Source organism: Haloferax sp. Atlit-4N, from assembly GCF_003383025.1.
In the GTDB taxonomy this organism is placed as follows: Archaea; Halobacteriota; Halobacteria; order Halobacteriales; family Haloferacaceae; genus Haloferax; species Haloferax gibbonsii.
On record NZ_PSYY01000002.1, the window covers coordinates 480,316 to 495,490 of the forward strand.

Sequence of the window (15,175 nt, forward strand, 5' to 3'; positions counted from 1 at the left end):
GACCGAACCGATAGCCGACTTCATGAGCAGGTGACCGCCGCGCCCGCGACGCGTCGCGCGGCGTCACATTCCGGTTCTGCGGAACCTCGCGATGCGCTGATGCGACCGGAACGCGTAGTCTCACCTATGGGTGGGGACGAACCGACGGTCACCGTGGGGATTCTGGGATTCCACGACAGCAGGGAGACGAAAGCCATCAGCAACGCGGTCAGGGCGCTCGGCCACGAGGCCGTCTGGTTGCACGAGGAGGCGGTCGGCATCGACGTGTCGCCGTCGGGCGTCGCGCTCGACCCCGACGTCGACGTGGTGGTCAACCGGCTCCTGCTGTCGAAGTCGACGAGCCCGCTCGAAGACCTCTCTATCGCCAGTTGCTACGCCGCCGTTCGACCCGTGCTCAACGACCCGCGGAGCGTCCTCTTCGCCGTCCACAAACACGCGACGGGGAGCAGGCTGGCCGCCGCGGGCGTCCCGGTGCCGCACACGTACATGGCCACCGCGGACGCCAGGCTGAACGCCGCGCGAGAGGGGTTCGGGACGCCAGTCGTCTACAAGACTGCCGTCGGGACCAACGGCGGGGGGACGTGGCTGGTCGACCACGACCGGGCCGTCTCGGCGACCGTCGACGGCCGGCGAGCGTTCATTCAGGAGTACGTCGACGCGAGCGAACGCCACCGCGACCTCCGAATCTATATCGTCGACGACGAGGTCGTCGGCGCGATGTACCGCTACGCCCCGGCGGGCGACTGGCGCACGAACGTCGCGCTCGGCGGCGACGTCGAGGACGCGACGGAGGAACTCCCGCCGGAGGCCGCGGGAACGGCGCTCCGGGCGGCGAGGGCGCTCGGTCTCGACTACGCCGGCGTCGACCTCATCGAGAGCGACGACGGCTGGGTCGTCCTCGAAGTCAACCCGACGGCGGGGTTCCGCGGGCTCTTCCGCGCCACCGGTCGGTCGCCCGCGGCGGCCATCGCCCGCCTCGCAATCGAGCGCGCTGGCGGGCGCGTCGACCCGGCGCTCGTCGAGCGGGTCGAGCGCTCTCTCGACGGGACGCGACCGGCAGACGCCCCTTCGGGAATCCGCGACGAGCGGGTCCCCGTCGTCGGCCACGCGGAGCGCGTGACCGTCACCGGCGTCAGCGGGTCGAAAGCGGTACTCGCGCGCATCGACACCGCCGCGTCGACGACGCGAATCGACCCCCGGTTGGCGGCCGACCTCGGTACCGAGCCGCCGGACGTGGTTGACGACGGCGCGCCCCCGCGGGTGGATATCGTGGTCGAACTCGCGGGGGAACGGCGGACCGTGACCGCGGTGCTCGACGAGGACGTGGGTCCGGAGACGCCGCTTCGAATCGGCCGGGACCTGCTCCGCGACTACTACGTCGACGTGCGCCGGGGCGTCCGCGGCGACGCGGGTGACTAATCAAACCGGATATATCAAGCCATTCCGTTAATTGGCTCCACTTCCTATGACGACTGCGCCCCGTCCCCGATTCGAGAAGCCGTACTCACGCGACACGATTCGTTTCGACGACCCACCCGCGCTCGATAGCGTGGCCGTGTCGCGTCACGTCCCACGCCGGTCGCAACCCAACAGCCGGCGCACGGCGCGTCGAATCGACCACCGGACGCGGGCCATTCTCCGAAAACCGACCGACGGCGAGCGGACGGTTTTCCGTGGGAAACAATCACGATGTAGTTTATAATGATTTACTAAACGCGTCGCCGGGTTTTATGTATCTCATTAACATATAATGGAGTATGTCCGAGACAGCGTCCAGAAATAATTCGAATACGTTCACAATCGTAAACGAGGTAAACGACCACGGTGCGGCGACCCTCCGCGGCGACAACGGGTCGACGTACCACGTCACCTCCTACGAGAACAGCACCTTCCGCGACTACCTCGCGAACCACCACGCCGGCGACCGCGTGCGGATGGACATCGAGCGGGCCGGCGTTCGCGCGAACGTCTGGCAGGTGTCGGCGCTCTACCCCGGCGCTAACGAGTGACGCCGCGGGCCGCGGACGCTCACACGCGGTTTGTGACCAATCGGTCGGCCGACCTCCGCGCAGACGGCCCGACCGCTGTCGCGGCGGTGGGACGAAAAACGGTGGTCGAAACCGGGCGCTACTCGTAGACTTCGAGGACTTTGCCGGCCGCGATGGTCTGTCCCATGTCGCGGATGGCGAAGCTCCCGAGTTCGGCGATTTCTGACGACGGTTCGATGCTGAGCGGCTTCTGGGGACGCAGCGTGACGACGGCGGCGTCGCCGGCCTTGATGAAGTCCGGCTCTTCCTCTGCGACCTCGCCCGACGCGGGGTCGAGCTTCTGGTCGAGCGACTCGAACGTACAGGCGACCTGCGCCGTGTGCGCGTGGATGACCGGCGTGTAGCCCGCGGTGATGACCGACGGGTGTTGCATGACCACGATTTGCGCCTTGAACGTCTTGGCGACCGACGGCGGGTCGTCGGCCGGGCCGCAGACGTCGCCGCGGCGGATGTCGTCCTTGCCGACGCCGCGGACGTTGAAGCCGACGTTGTCGCCGGGGCCCGCCTCCGGGACCTCCTCGTGGTGCATCTCGATGGTCTTCACCTCGCCACCCGCGTCAGAGGGCATGAACCGGACGTTGTCGCCGGTCTTGAGAATCCCCGTCTCGACGCGGCCGACCGGGACTGTCCCGATGCCGGAGATGGTGTACACGTCCTGAATCGGGACGCGGAGCGGCGCGTCCGTCGGCGGCGACGGCTCTGGGAGGTTGTTGAGTGACTCCAGTACGGTCGGCCCGTCGAACCACGGCATGTTCTCCGAGGGCTCGGAGATGTTGTCGCCCTCGAACGCCGAGATGGGGATGAAACCGGCGTCGTCGGAGTTGAACCGTACCTGGTTCAGGAGCTGTTGGACCTCCTCTTTGACCTGCTTGTAGGAGTCCTCGCTGTAGTCGACGACGTCCATCTTGTTGACCGCGATGATGAGTTCCTCGATGCCGAGCGTTCGAGCGAGGAAGACGTGCTCGCGGGTCTGCGGCGCGACGCCGTCGTCGGCGGCGACGACGAGAATCGCGTGGTCGGCCTGCGACGCGCCCGTAATCATGTTCTTCACGAAGTCGCGGTGGCCGGGCGTGTCCACGATGGTGAAGTAGTACTTGTCCGTGTCGAAGCGCTGGTGGGCGATGTCGATGGTGACGCCGCGTTCGCGCTCCTCGGCGAGGTTGTCCATCACGTAGGCGAACTCGAAGCCCGACTTCCCCTTGGACGCCGCCTCCTCGCGGTGTTGTTCGATGATGTGTTCCGGGACGCTGCCTGTCTCGAACAGGAGCCGGCCGACGAGCGTGGATTTCCCGTGGTCGACGTGTCCGATGATGGCTAGGTTCTGGTGTGGTTTGTCTGCCATGGGTATCAGGGCGGTGTCGCCCAGTTTGGTAGAATATGACACCCAAAGGTAAATCCGTTTTCCCGGCTCGAAGCGCGTCTCGCGCCGGTTCGGACGAGTCGAGGAAACGGGTTATCAGGGGACGCGAAAACTCAGGAAATCAGTCATGTCGCGGCGCAGTCGGGCGAACCGAGAGGAGAACCGAACCCCGACGAACCACTCAGAACCCGCGCATCGCGGCGGCCATGTCGGCGAAGGTGGCCGTGCGGCGAACGGACTGCTCGTGAGCGTCGGACACGTCGGTGTTATCTTTTACAACAATCATAGTAACTAATTGTATCGGATGGGTAATAAATCTACCCCCGGAGACGACGGACGTCGGGTACCGCGCGGACCACCGTCCGAACAATATCAAAGGATAAAGTGCTCTCCACCCCGAGGTAGTGGCATGGCTGGCGAGGATATCGACGACGTGGACAAGGCGATTCTGTACGCGCTCCAAGAGGACGCCCGGAACATGTCGTCCGGCGACATCGCGAAGCGAACGGGAACCTCGGACAGCACCGTCCGCAAGCGCATCCAGCGACTCGAATCCGACGGCGTCGTCAAGGGCTACAGCGCGAGCGTCGACTATGGGAAGTCGGGCTATCCCCTCCGAATGCTGCTCTACTGCACCGCCTCGATTCCCAAGCGGGGCGAGCTCGTCCCCGAGATTCTGGAGATGGACGGGGTCGTGGCCGTCCAAGAACTGGTCACCGGCGAACAGAACCTCCTCGTCACCGCCGTCGGCGAGACGGACGGCGACATCACGTCTATCGCGCAGGAACTCCTCGATATGGGACTCACCGTCGCCGACGAGGTGCTCGTCCGCACGCACGAGACGACGCCGTTCGGGAAGTTCGACGCCGAGAGACACGCCGAAAACGACTCCTGAGCGGGCGCGCGCACGATATCCTCGCGACGAACGGGTCGTTCACGAATCGAACGGAGCGTTCACGAATCGAACGGAGCGTTCACGAATCGGTCACCGAGCCCGACGAGCGACCGCAGCCACGGGTCGTCGCGGAACGTCGCCCCCGTGTAAATCGTCGCCGACACTCGGTCGTCGAACGGGCGGATAGTACGATACGAGGGTCGAAAAGAGCGTTCTAAGCCGATTTTGCCTCTCCAGGGCCGGCTGTTCGAGTCGTCCCGCACTCGCAAAACCATAATGTTCTATAATGGCTAATTTGCGAACGATTTGTGAATGTAGGTAGATTTAATAGACAATCTGTTCTCGGATGGGTGTAAGGACGACCAGTATCGGACGCCGAACGCGTTTCGGTGACCGTTCTGGTCAACGACGAATCGAACGATGTCAGGACACAGCTCGAAACCGACGGTCGGAGCACTCCCGGACGCGGTGGCGGACTCGCCACTCGCGCCCGTCGCACTAACGAAGCTCGTGTGGGCGCTGTTCGCCGCGAGCGTCGCCGTGCTCTTCGCCCGAGTCCGACTCGGCGGCGCGTGGGAGGTTCCCGGCGTCGTCGCCGTCGACGGCCTGACCGTGCTGCTGTGGGTGGTCGTGACGTTCTTCAGCGGCATCGTCCACAGCTACTCGCGCCGCTACATGGCCGGCAGTCGCCACGAGACGAGCTTCTTCGCCACCGTGTTCGGCTTCACGGTCGCCGTGATGGGACTCGTCGCGGCCGACCACGTCGCGCTGTTCTGGCTGCTCTGGCTGACGATGGGACTGGCAATGGCGAAACTCATCGGCATCATCGACGGCTGGAATCAAGCGCAGGCCGCCGCGAGCGTCGCTCGCAGGTACTTCCTCGCCAGTAGCGCGTTCCTCGGCGTCGCGCTCGCGGCCCTCTGGTGGGCGACCGGCGCGACGACGGTCTCCGGCATCGCCGCGAGCGCCGACGGGCTCGGCGGGCCGGTGTGGCTTCTCGCCTGTGTCGCGCTCGTCCTCGCGGCGATGATTCAGTCCGCGCTCGTCCCGTTCCACGGCTGGCTGCTCTCGTCGATGACCGCCCCGACGCCCGCCTCCGCGCTGATGCACGCCGGGTTCGTCAACGCGGGCGGCATCCTGCTGCTTCGGTTCGCCCCGGTCGTGACCCTCGACGCCACGCTCATGCTCGGCATCGTGGCCGTCGGCGCGACGAGCGCCCTGCTCGGAAAGCTGCTCAAGAACGTCCAGTCGGACGTCAAGAGCGAACTCGGCTGTTCGACCATCGGCCAGATGGGCTTCATGATTATGCAGGCCGGCCTCGGCTTCTTCGGAGCCGCCATCACCCACCTCATCCTGCACGGATTCTACAAGGCGTACCACTTCCTCAGCGCGGGCGCGGCGGTCGAACACACCGCCCCGACGGACCACGGCGCCCACGAGACCGGTGTCGCGGGCGCGGTCGTCGTCCTGGCGACCGGGCTGGCCGGCGGCGCGCTGTTCGCGGCGCTCACCGGGAAGGGAACGCACCTCGACAGCGGGCTCCTGCTCGTGACGTTCGTCGTGCTCACCACGCTGCACGCGGCCCGCAACGTCGTCGCGCACGCCTCGCTTCCGACGACAGTCCGCTACGGCGCGGTCCCGCTCGTCTTCTTGCCGGCAATCACCGTCTACGCGCTCGCCTACGAGGCGGTTTCGAGCCTCCTGTCCGGGCTGCCGGTCGTCGAGGCACCGGCCGAACTGACCGCGCTCCACGCGCTCGTCGCCGGCGTCTTCCTCGTCGTCTACGCCGCGATAGAACTCGGCGTCCACGAGCGCAGCCACCGCCTCTACGTCGCGCTGTTGAACGCGAGCCAACCCGCCTCCAGCACCGTGCTGACCGCCACGGAGGACTACAATGAGTACTGAACACACCATCGAAGACAGCATCGACAAAGCGGCGACGACCGTCGGTTCGGTCTGGCCGATTCACTCGTTCGTGACGGCCAACCCGCTTTCGGGATTCGAAGACATGCCGTTCCACGAGGCCGTCACCCAGGCCGCTGACCTCGTCGGCGGTCGCGGCTACCCGACCCCCGAGACGTTCCGGGCGGCCCTCGACGACGGGCAAATCGACCCCGACGCGCTCGCCTCGGAACTGGCCGAGCGCGGCTACGACGACGACCCCGAAACGCTGCTGGAGCGCATGGACGCCGGCGTCGAGTCGGAGCCCTCGGACGCCGAGACTGACGCCGACACCGCGCGGGTCGACCGCGTGCTGACGAAGTGGCTGTCGGCGTTCCTCGACGAGGGACAGGCCCACTGGCCGATGCCGAACCGCGAAGACGGGTTCTACAGCGCCTTCCGGTCGATGGCCGCGTACGACGGGCAGATTCCCGACGACGGAATCGTCGCCGACCTACCCGAGTCGCCGGTCGAAACCGTCGAGGCCGCGCTGGAGTCGTATCCCCAGAGCCAGTGGGTCCCGATATTCGAGGAGCAACTCGCCGCGCTCCCCGGCTGGACCGGCTTCATCAAGCAACGCGCCGCCGACGGCGGCGAGTGGCAGTCCACGCACCCGATTACGCTCGAAGGCTACCTCGCGGCACGTCTCGCGCTCCTCGACGCGTTCGGCGTCGATGTCGAGCCGTCGACCGGTCCCGAACGCGGCGAGGCCGATGCGACCGACGAACTCGCCGACGCGTTCCTGAGCGCGTGGGAGGCGAGTTACCGCGGCGAGGTCGTCGACCGCGTCGCCGCCGAGAGCGAGGCCCTCGACGACAGCGGCTCCGCCGGTCGCCCGGACGCGCAGTTGGTCTTCTGTATCGACACGCGCTCCGAGGTCATCCGCCGCCACATCGAGGACACCGGCGACTACGAGACCCACGGCTACGCCGGCTTCTTCGGCATCCCGATGGAGTACCAGGGCTACGACGCCGAGGTGGCGGTCGACGCCTGTCCCCCGATTGTCGACCCGCAGCACCACGTCTCCGAGGTCCCGACCGACACGGAGACGAAGGCGAGCCACGACCGCTGGTCGCGCTTCCGCGAGACCGCGGGCGAAGTCATCGAGTCGCTGAAGACCAACCCCGCTACCGCCTTCGGCTTCGTCGAGAGCGCCGGAAGCGGGTACGGACTGGCCCTCGCGGCCCGCACGCTCGTCCCCGGGCGCGTCTCCGACCTGCTGGGAACCGCCGACGACGCGGTCCCCGACAACCACGAGTTCTGCGACCAGGCCGTCCACCGGCAGCACTCCTACGTCGGCGACCTCCCGGTGGGGCTGACCGACGAGGAGAAAGTCGAGTACGCCGCGAACGCCTTCGGACTGATGGGCTGGGAGGAGTTCGGTCGCCTCGTCGTGTTCACCGGCCACGCCAGCGAGACGGCGAACAACCCGTTCGATTCGAGTCTGGACTGCGGTGCCTGCGCCGGCAACCCCGGCGGACCGAACGCCCGCGTCCTCGCGGCAATCTGCAACGACGAGACCGTCAAAGCCGAACTCCGCGACCGCGGGTTCGACATCCCCGAGGACACGGTGTTCGTCGCCGGCGAACACAACACGACGACCGACGAAATCGACCTGTTCGACGGCGACGTGCCCGAGAGCCACGCCGACGGCCTCGACCAGCTGCGCGCGGACCTCGCGGTCGCCCGGGAGAATGCGACCGCCGAGCGCGCCGAGTCGATGGGAGCCGACGGCTCCGCGGGCGTCAGGGAGACCGAGCGCCGCGCCGCCGACTGGGCCGAGACGCGTCCCGAGTGGGGACTGGCCGGCAACGCCGGCTTCGTCATCGGCCCCCGCGAACTGACGAGCGACCTCGACCTCGACGGCCGCGCGTTCCTCCACTCGTACAACCACTCGACGGACCCCGACGGCGACGCGCTCGAAGCGATTCTGACGGGCCCGATGGTCGTCACGCAGTGGATTAACGCCCAGTACTACTTCTCGACGGTCGACAACGCCGTCTACGGGAGCGGGTCGAAGGTGACCCAGAACCCCGTCGGCAACGTCGGCGTCTACCAGGGCAACGGCGGCGACCTGATGACCGGACTTCCGCTCCAGTCGCTGATGGCCGCTGACGACAGGCCGTACCACCAGCCGCTCCGCCTCTCGACGATTATCCACGCGCCGGTCGACCGCGTCTCCGACGTGCTGGCCGACCACGCGGAACTGACCGAACTGCTCGACAACGACTGGCTCTCGCTGACGATCGTCGACCCGACGCAGGACCACCGCGCCTTCCACTACGAGGAGGAACTGACGTGGACGCCGGCGTCCGAACAGGTCGAAGCGCGCCCGGAACCAGAGACGCCGACCACGGCCGCCGTCGCGGACGACTGACCGTCCTCGCGGACAGGCGGCAGCGACCCCGGTGGCCTCCGCTTTTCTGACTCTCTGTCACCGCCCAGTACGACGCGGATAGCGACCTCGCGGCGCGTCGCAACTCCGTTTCGGAGTTCTGTATCGTAGTAGTCGGTTTATCGCTCCGAGCGCCGTCCAGGCCGCGACCGCTCCCGGACGGCAGATTTCGCCACCTGGTTGCGGGTTCGTGGTGTTTACCCCCGCAACTCGCCCCCGATTCATGCAAGATAATGAACAGACCGAGCGAACAGATACCAAAGCATTACTTATCGCAGTTCGCAGGGGCCTGTATGGGCCTTCGCAAGCCGCCGTTGTACGACGTCCACGCGGACGCCGGGGCGACGTTTACCGAGTTCGGCGGATGGGACATGCCTGTGGAGTACGACTCCATCAAGGCCGAACACGTGGCCGTCCGAGAATCGGTCGGCATCTTCGACGTTTCGCACATGAGCGAACTCGAGGTGTCCGGCCCGGACGCGACCGCGCTGATGCAGCGCCTGACGACGAACGACGTGACGGCCCTCGAACCGGGTGATTCGCAGTACTCGGCCATCGTGAACGACGAGGGCGTCATCATCGACGACACCGTCGTCTACCGACTCCCCGACCGCGACGAGCGGGTCTACCTCTTCATCCCGAACGCCGGCCACGACGAGGAGATGTACGACCGCTGGACCTCGTTCCGCGACGACTGGGACCTCGACGCCACCGTCGAAGACGTGACCGAGGACTGGGCGATGTTCGCGGTACAGGGCCCGGACGCTCTCGATTCGGTCACCGACGCCGCGCCCGACGCCGCCCTCGGCGACCTCTCGAAGTTCCAAGCGACGTTCGCCGACGTGGCGGGCGTCGAGTGCTGGGTGGCCCGGACGGGCTACACCGGCGAAGACGGCTTCGAGGTCCTCTGTCCGTGGGACGACGCCGAGACCGTCTGGTCGGCGCTCGACGCGACCCCCTGCGGGCTCGGCTCCCGCGACACGCTCCGACTGGAGATGGGCTACCTGCTCTCGGGACAGGACTTCGACCCCGAGACTGAGCCCCGGACCCCCTACGAGGCCGGCATCGGCTTCGTCGTCAAGCTCGACACCGAGTTCGTGGGCCGCGACGCCCTCGAACAGCAGTCCGAGGCCGGCGTCGACGAGACGTTCGTCGGCTTCGCCCTCCTCGACCGCGGCGTTCCCCGACACGGCTACGACATCGCCGACGAGGACGGCGAGGTCATCGGCGTCGTGACGAGCGGGACGATGAGCCCGACGCTGTCGGAGCCAATCGGCCTCGGCTACGTCCCCGTCGAGTACGCCGACGACGAGACCGAGATTTCGGTGCTCGTCCGCGGCCGCGAGAAGCGCGCAGTAATCGTGACACCTCCCTTCATCAACTGACAATGTTCGAAATCCCTGACGACCGGAAGTACCTGGAATCGCACGAATGGACCACCACCGAGGGCGACGCCGTCAAAATCGGCATCTCCGACTTCGCACAGGACGAACTGGGCGACGTCGTCTTCGTCGAACTCCCCGCCGAGGGCGACGAACTCGCCGCCGGCGAGGAGTTCGGCGTGGTCGAGAGCATCAAGGCCGTCTCGGACCTCTACGCCCCCATCTCGGGCACGGTCACGGCCGTCAACGAGGAGCTGTTCGACGCCCCGGAACTCCTCAACGACGACCCCTACGGCGACGGCTGGATGCTCGAAGTCGAACCGGCCGACGCGAGCGAGTTCGACGACCTCCTCTCTCCCGAGGAGTACCGCGAGCAGACGGAGTGAGATGACGGCTGGAAACGGACGGCGGGTCGGAAGCCCGTACGCCCCACACACCGACGCCGACGAGGAAGCGATGCTGAACGCCGTCGGCGTCGACAGCGCGGAAGCCCTCTTCGACATCCCCGATGAGGTCCGCTTCGACGGCGAGTTCGGCGTCCCCGGCACCGACGAACAGGAACTCAGGAACGCCATGGCCGACCTGTTCTCGCGCAACGAGGAGCTGACGGAGTTCCTCGGCCGCGGCCACCACGCTCACTACGTGCCGGCGCTGGTCGACGACCTCTCGCGGCGCTCCGAGTTCCTCACCTCGTACACGCAGTACCAGCCCGAAATCGCGCAGGGCTTCCTGCAGGTGCTGTTCGAGTACCAGTCGATGCTGGTCGAACTGACCGGGCTCCCGGTCGCCAACTGCTCGATGTACGACGCCGCGACGGCGCTCGCCGAGGCCGCGCTCCTCGCGAACCGCCTCCGCCGCGGCGCGAGCGGCCACCGCGTGCTCGTCCCCGAACACCTCCACGAGGGCCGTCTCGGCGTCTTGGAGAACTACCTCGACGGCGCGGAGATGGAAATCGGCGAGTACCCGATGGACGACGGCGCGGTCGACGTCGAGGCCCTCGCGGACCTCGTCGACGACGAGACCGTGATGGTCTACGCCGAGACCCCGACGGTCCGCGGCGTCATCGAGGAGCGACTCGCCGACATCGGCGACCTCGCCCACGACAACGACGCGCTGTTCTGTCTCGGCAGCGACCTCGTGGCGCTCGCCCTGCTCGAAGAGCCCGCGAGCGTCGGTGCCGACGTGGTCGTCGGCGAGGCCGGCGCGCTCGGCCTCGGAACGTCCTACGGCATGGGCCTCGGTATCTTCGCCACCCGCGAGGAGTACCTCCGGCAGGTCCCCGGCCGGCTCGTCGGCGTCTCCGAGGACAGCGCGGATATGCGGGCGTTCACGCTGACGCTCCAGACCCGCGAACAGCACATCCGCAAGGAGCGTGCGACCTCGAACATCTGTACGAATCAGGCGTGGGTCGCGCTCCGCACCGCCATGCACATGGCGTGGCTCGGCCCCGACCGCCTCGTCGACCTCGCCGAGCGGGCCGTCACCGACGCCCGCGACCTCGCGGCCCGGTTGGACGAGCTTTCGGGCGTCAAGGCCCCGCTCTACGACCGCCACCACTTCCGCGAGTTCGTCGTCCGGACGGACCAGCCCGCGCCCGCCATCACGAACGACCTCGCGGGCCGCGGCTTCGCGGTCCACGCCCTCGACGACCACCGCCTGCAGGTCTGTATCACCGACGCGAACGCCGACGCCGCGGACGGACTGGTCGCGGCCTTCGAGGAGGTCATCTGATGAACTTCGACCAAGCCCGATTCAGCCGCGACGACGAGTACGAACCGCTCCTGTCCGAGAAGGACAGCACGACCGTCGAGGTCGATTCCGAGGGCGTCCTCCCCGACGACCTGACCCGCGACGAACTGACGCTGCCGGCGCTGTCTGAGCCGCAACTGGCGCGCCACTACACGCGCCTGTCGCAGATGAACTACAGCGTCGAACTCGGACCGTACCCGCTGGGGTCGTGTACGATGAAGTACAACCCCTCGTTCACGGAGGACGTGGCCGCGGACCCCAACGCCGGGGTGCACCCCGACCGCTCCGACCGGACGATTCAGGGGACGCTCGGCCTCCTGCACGGCCTGCAGGAGTACCTCGCTGACATCGGCGGCATGGACGCCGTGACGCTCCAGCCCCCGGCGGGCGCAGCGGGCGAGTTCACGGGCATCCTCGTCGCCAAGGCGTACCACGAGTCGCGCGACGACGACCGCTCGGAGATTATCATCCCCTCGTCGGCCCACGGGACGAACTTCGCGTCGGCCGCGATGGCCGGCTACGACGTGGTCGAACTCCCGTCCGACGACGACGGCCGCGTCGACATGGAGGCGCTCGACGCCGCCATCTCCGAGGAGACGGCCGCGCTCATGCTCACGAACCCCAACACGCTCGGGCTGTTCGAGCGCGACATCGTCGACATCGCCGAGATGGTCCACGACGCGGGCGGCCTGCTGTACTACGACGGCGCGAACCTCAACGCGCTGCTCGGCCGCGCCCGCCCCGGCGACATGGGCTTCGACATCATGCACTACAACGTCCACAAGACGTTCGCCACGCCCCACGGCGGCGGCGGCCCCGGTGCGGGCCCGGTCGGCGTGGTCGAAGAGCTCGCGGAGTTCCTCCCGAGTCCGATGGTCCGCGAGACGGCCGCCGGCTACGAGCAGTACGAACCCGAGTCGTCTATCGGCAAGGTCCACGGCTTCGCCGGCAACTGGCTCGTCCTCGTGAAGGCGTACGCCTACATCGCCCGCCTCGGCGACGCCGGCCTCGCGGACGCCAGCGCCAAGGCCGTCCTCAACGCGAACTACCTCGCCTCGCAGATAGACCTCGAAGTCCCCTACGGGCCGTTCCACCACGAGTTCGCGGCGACCTCGGGCGACCGCGACGCCGCCGACGTGGCGAAGCGCATGCTCGACTACGGCGTCCACCCGCCGACGACGAAGTGGCCCGAACTCGTCTCGCAGGCGATGCTCACGGAGCCGACGGAAGTCGAGGACAAGGCGTCGCTCGACGACCTCGCACACGCCTTCAACGCGGCGTACGCCGACTCCGACGAGGCGCTCGAAACCGCGCCCACGAAGACCAGCGCCCGCCGCATCGACCAGGTGTCCGCCGCGCGGAACCCGCGACTCTCGTGGCAGGCGCTCGGCGACGGCGAATAACGAAAAACCTCTTTTTCGCGGCTTACGCTTCCGCTTTCGCGTACGTCTCGATGTCGTCCGTGATGTGGATGTAGCCGTAGTCGCACTCCGTGCAGTGCCACTTCGTCTTCGTGCCGAGGTGAATCTCCATGCTGGCGGCGAGGTAGAACGTGTCGTTGCCGCAGGCCGGGCATTCGCGCTGGATTTCGAGGTCGCTCATGGGGTCGAATCCGTGGTAGTCGTTGTTGAAGATATTGGTTCGCGGGCGGGAGCGAACCACGATAAACCAATTACGACGATATGAAATCCGTCTCGGCGGCCGAATGCCCGCAATGGCGAGCGCCGGCTCCAGCCTCCGCTGAAACCGTCCCGCCGACGGTAACTATCTGATATGATAATTTGGTACACAGAGCTTTACCCGGTCAGTCGCAGGTCGAGTACAGATGAGTCGGACAATTCTGTGCGTCGATAACGCCGACCGAGTCTCCTCGGTCGCCGCCGCAATCGATGCCGAAGAGACGTTCGAGGCAGTCGAAGCGACGACCGTCGAAGCCGCCCGCACGGCGCTCGACGAGCGCGCTGTCGTCTGCGTCGTGACCGGATACGAACTCGACGACGGGAGCGGGCTCGAAATCGCCCGCGCAATCCGTGAAACCGCGCCGCAAACGCCCTGCGTGTTGTTCACCGACGTGTCGCCCGGAGCGATAGACACCGCCTCCTTCGAGGAGGTGCTCTTGGAGTACATCAACCGCGACCTGCCGGACGCGCGCGACCGACTGACGTACGTCGTCGACGACGTTATCAATCACAGCGCGCAGGTGGGCTTCCTCAAGCCCGACGACGAAGAAGAGCGCCTCGACGCGCTCGCGTCCTACGACATCGACGAACTGCCCATCCAAGAGAGCTTCGACAGACTCACCGACCTGATAGCGAGCCACTTCGGGACGGCCATCGCGTTCATCGGCCTCGTCGAGGCGGAGGTGGAGGACATCGTCGCGTGCCACGGCGGCGACTGGGACCGACTGACCCGCGAAGACACCATCTGTACCCACAGCATGCTCCAGGAGGACGTGATGGTCGTCGAAGACATCCGCGAGGACAAGCGGTTCAGCGAGAACCCCCATCTCTCGAACCTCGGCATCCGCTCGTACGCCGGCGCGAACATGACCACGCCGGACGGGCACGTCATCGGCCAAGTGTGTCTCATCGACGACGTCGTCCGGACCTACGACGCCGAGGAGCGCCGCGAACTCCAGCAGTTCGCCGAGACCGCGATGGAAGTTCTCGAACTGCGGCAGTCCGTTCTCGAATCCCGCGCCGCGCCGGCGGAGGTCGGCCAGTGAGCCTCTCGACCGCGGAGCCGTTCAGCGCCGGCGACATCGCGCCGGACGGAATCGACAGCGGGACGAGCATCCTCCTCGTCGGGGACGACTCGGACGCGCTCGAATCGGTGTTCTATCGACTGGTCGCCGCGGAAGAAGACGAGCGAAGCGTCGTCTTGGCGACCGACGACGGCGGGCGTTCGGTTCGCCGCGCGCTCGACCGACAAGTGCGGGGTGCCCGTTCGCGCTCGTCTGTTCTCGCCGCCACCGGAGCGACCGGCGAGGGCGTCGAACCGATAAGTGACCTCGCCGACCTCACGAAACTCGGGATGAGCTACTCGATGCTCCTCTCGGAGTCCCAACAGGAGACCGCCCGGTTCCGGTCGGGCATCTTCCTCTGTTCGTCCATCTGCGAGGCCGTCGACGACGTGCGCTCGGTCTACCGGCTGTTGAACTCGAACTTCCTGTCCGAACTCCGCCGCGGCGAGGGCATCGGCGTCTGCGCGCTCGATACGAGCAGCGACATCGGCGCGAGCGTCCAGAGCGTCGTCGCCGGGATGAAGACCTCGTTCGGCGTCTGCATCGAGGTCGAAGCGACCGGCCGACGGGAGGCGACGCTCACCGTCTCGGGACTCGCCGGCGTCGACGAGACGCTCACCGTCTCGATATAGGCGGCCGACGAGCGAGTGCGACGGGGTCCC

At 67.0% G+C, this 15,175-nt stretch carries 13 protein-coding genes; 11 read left to right on the forward strand and 2 right to left on the reverse strand.

Going from position 1 to position 15,175, the window contains the following annotated elements:
• The first annotated feature begins 126 nt into the window (after nt 1-126).
• Complete coding sequence (locus C5C07_RS11685) at nt 127-1,419, forward strand: RimK family alpha-L-glutamate ligase (protein WP_004975267.1); 1,293 nt, start codon at nt 127-129, stop codon at nt 1,417-1,419.
• A gap of 338 nt (nt 1,420-1,757) precedes the next feature.
• Nucleotides 1,758-2,009: a hypothetical protein gene (locus C5C07_RS11690; protein WP_004975269.1), complete on the forward strand. Its 252-nt coding sequence runs from the start codon at nt 1,758-1,760 to the stop codon at nt 2,007-2,009.
• A 118-nt stretch (nt 2,010-2,127) separates the two neighbouring features.
• On the opposite strand, the gene tuf is transcribed toward C5C07_RS11690, so the two are convergent.
• A complete protein-coding gene (tuf, locus tag C5C07_RS11695) occupies nt 2,128-3,390 on the reverse strand; it encodes a translation elongation factor EF-1 subunit alpha (protein ID WP_004975270.1) in 1,263 nt (420 codons plus the stop codon).
• Between the two features lie 427 nt (nt 3,391-3,817).
• Between tuf and C5C07_RS11700 the strand changes: the two genes are divergently transcribed.
• From C5C07_RS11700 to gcvPB, 7 genes are all read left to right on the forward strand, one after another.
• Nucleotides 3,818-4,303, forward strand: a complete 486-nt coding sequence (locus tag C5C07_RS11700; RefSeq protein ID WP_004975272.1) for an Lrp/AsnC family transcriptional regulator — start codon at nt 3,818-3,820, stop codon at nt 4,301-4,303.
• Nucleotides 4,304-4,723: 420 nt separating this feature from the next.
• The gene (locus C5C07_RS11705) at nt 4,724-6,208 is read left to right on the forward strand and encodes a proton-conducting transporter membrane subunit (RefSeq protein ID WP_004975273.1); all 1,485 of its coding nucleotides are present in this window, start codon (nt 4,724-4,726) and stop codon (nt 6,206-6,208) included.
• Nucleotides 6,198-8,621 carry a DUF2309 domain-containing protein gene (locus C5C07_RS11710; RefSeq protein WP_115805117.1) on the forward strand — a complete coding sequence of 808 codons (2,424 nt, stop codon included), beginning with the start codon at nt 6,198-6,200 and terminating at the stop codon, nt 8,619-8,621. Before C5C07_RS11705 ends, C5C07_RS11710 begins: the two co-directional genes overlap by 11 nt.
• Before the next feature lie 311 nt (nt 8,622-8,932).
• Complete coding sequence (gene gcvT / locus C5C07_RS11715; protein ID WP_050459605.1) at nt 8,933-10,024, forward strand: glycine cleavage system aminomethyltransferase GcvT; 1,092 nt, start codon at nt 8,933-8,935, stop codon at nt 10,022-10,024.
• A 2-nt stretch (nt 10,025-10,026) separates the two neighbouring features.
• Nucleotides 10,027-10,407, forward strand: a complete 381-nt coding sequence (gene gcvH / locus C5C07_RS11720; RefSeq protein WP_004975279.1) for a glycine cleavage system protein GcvH — start codon at nt 10,027-10,029, stop codon at nt 10,405-10,407.
• A gap of 1 nt (nt 10,408) precedes the next feature.
• On the forward strand, nt 10,409-11,752 hold the full coding sequence (gcvPA, locus tag C5C07_RS11725) for an aminomethyl-transferring glycine dehydrogenase subunit GcvPA (protein WP_049905084.1): 1,344 nt from the start codon (nt 10,409-10,411) through the stop codon (nt 11,750-11,752).
• On the forward strand, nt 11,752-13,173 hold the full coding sequence (gene gcvPB / locus C5C07_RS11730) for an aminomethyl-transferring glycine dehydrogenase subunit GcvPB (protein ID WP_050459604.1): 1,422 nt from the start codon (nt 11,752-11,754) through the stop codon (nt 13,171-13,173). Before gcvPA ends, gcvPB begins: the two co-directional genes overlap by 1 nt.
• 22 nt (nt 13,174-13,195) lie before the next feature.
• Here gcvPB and C5C07_RS21695 read toward each other — a convergent pair whose 3' ends face one another.
• A complete protein-coding gene (locus C5C07_RS21695) occupies nt 13,196-13,372 on the reverse strand; it encodes a hypothetical protein (protein WP_004969725.1) in 177 nt (58 codons plus the stop codon).
• Between the two features lie 223 nt (nt 13,373-13,595).
• Here C5C07_RS21695 and C5C07_RS11740 point away from each other — a divergent pair, with 223 nt between their 5' ends.
• Together C5C07_RS11740 and C5C07_RS11745 are read left to right on the forward strand one after the other, a co-directional pair.
• Nucleotides 13,596-14,495: a GAF domain-containing protein gene (locus tag C5C07_RS11740; protein ID WP_115805118.1), complete on the forward strand. Its 900-nt coding sequence runs from the start codon at nt 13,596-13,598 to the stop codon at nt 14,493-14,495.
• Nucleotides 14,492-15,145, forward strand: coding sequence for a hypothetical protein (locus tag C5C07_RS11745; protein WP_004975293.1), 654 nt, complete (start codon nt 14,492-14,494; stop codon nt 15,143-15,145). The genes C5C07_RS11740 and C5C07_RS11745 overlap by 4 nt, the downstream gene beginning before the upstream one ends.
• Nucleotides 15,146-15,175: the final 30 nt, after the last annotated feature.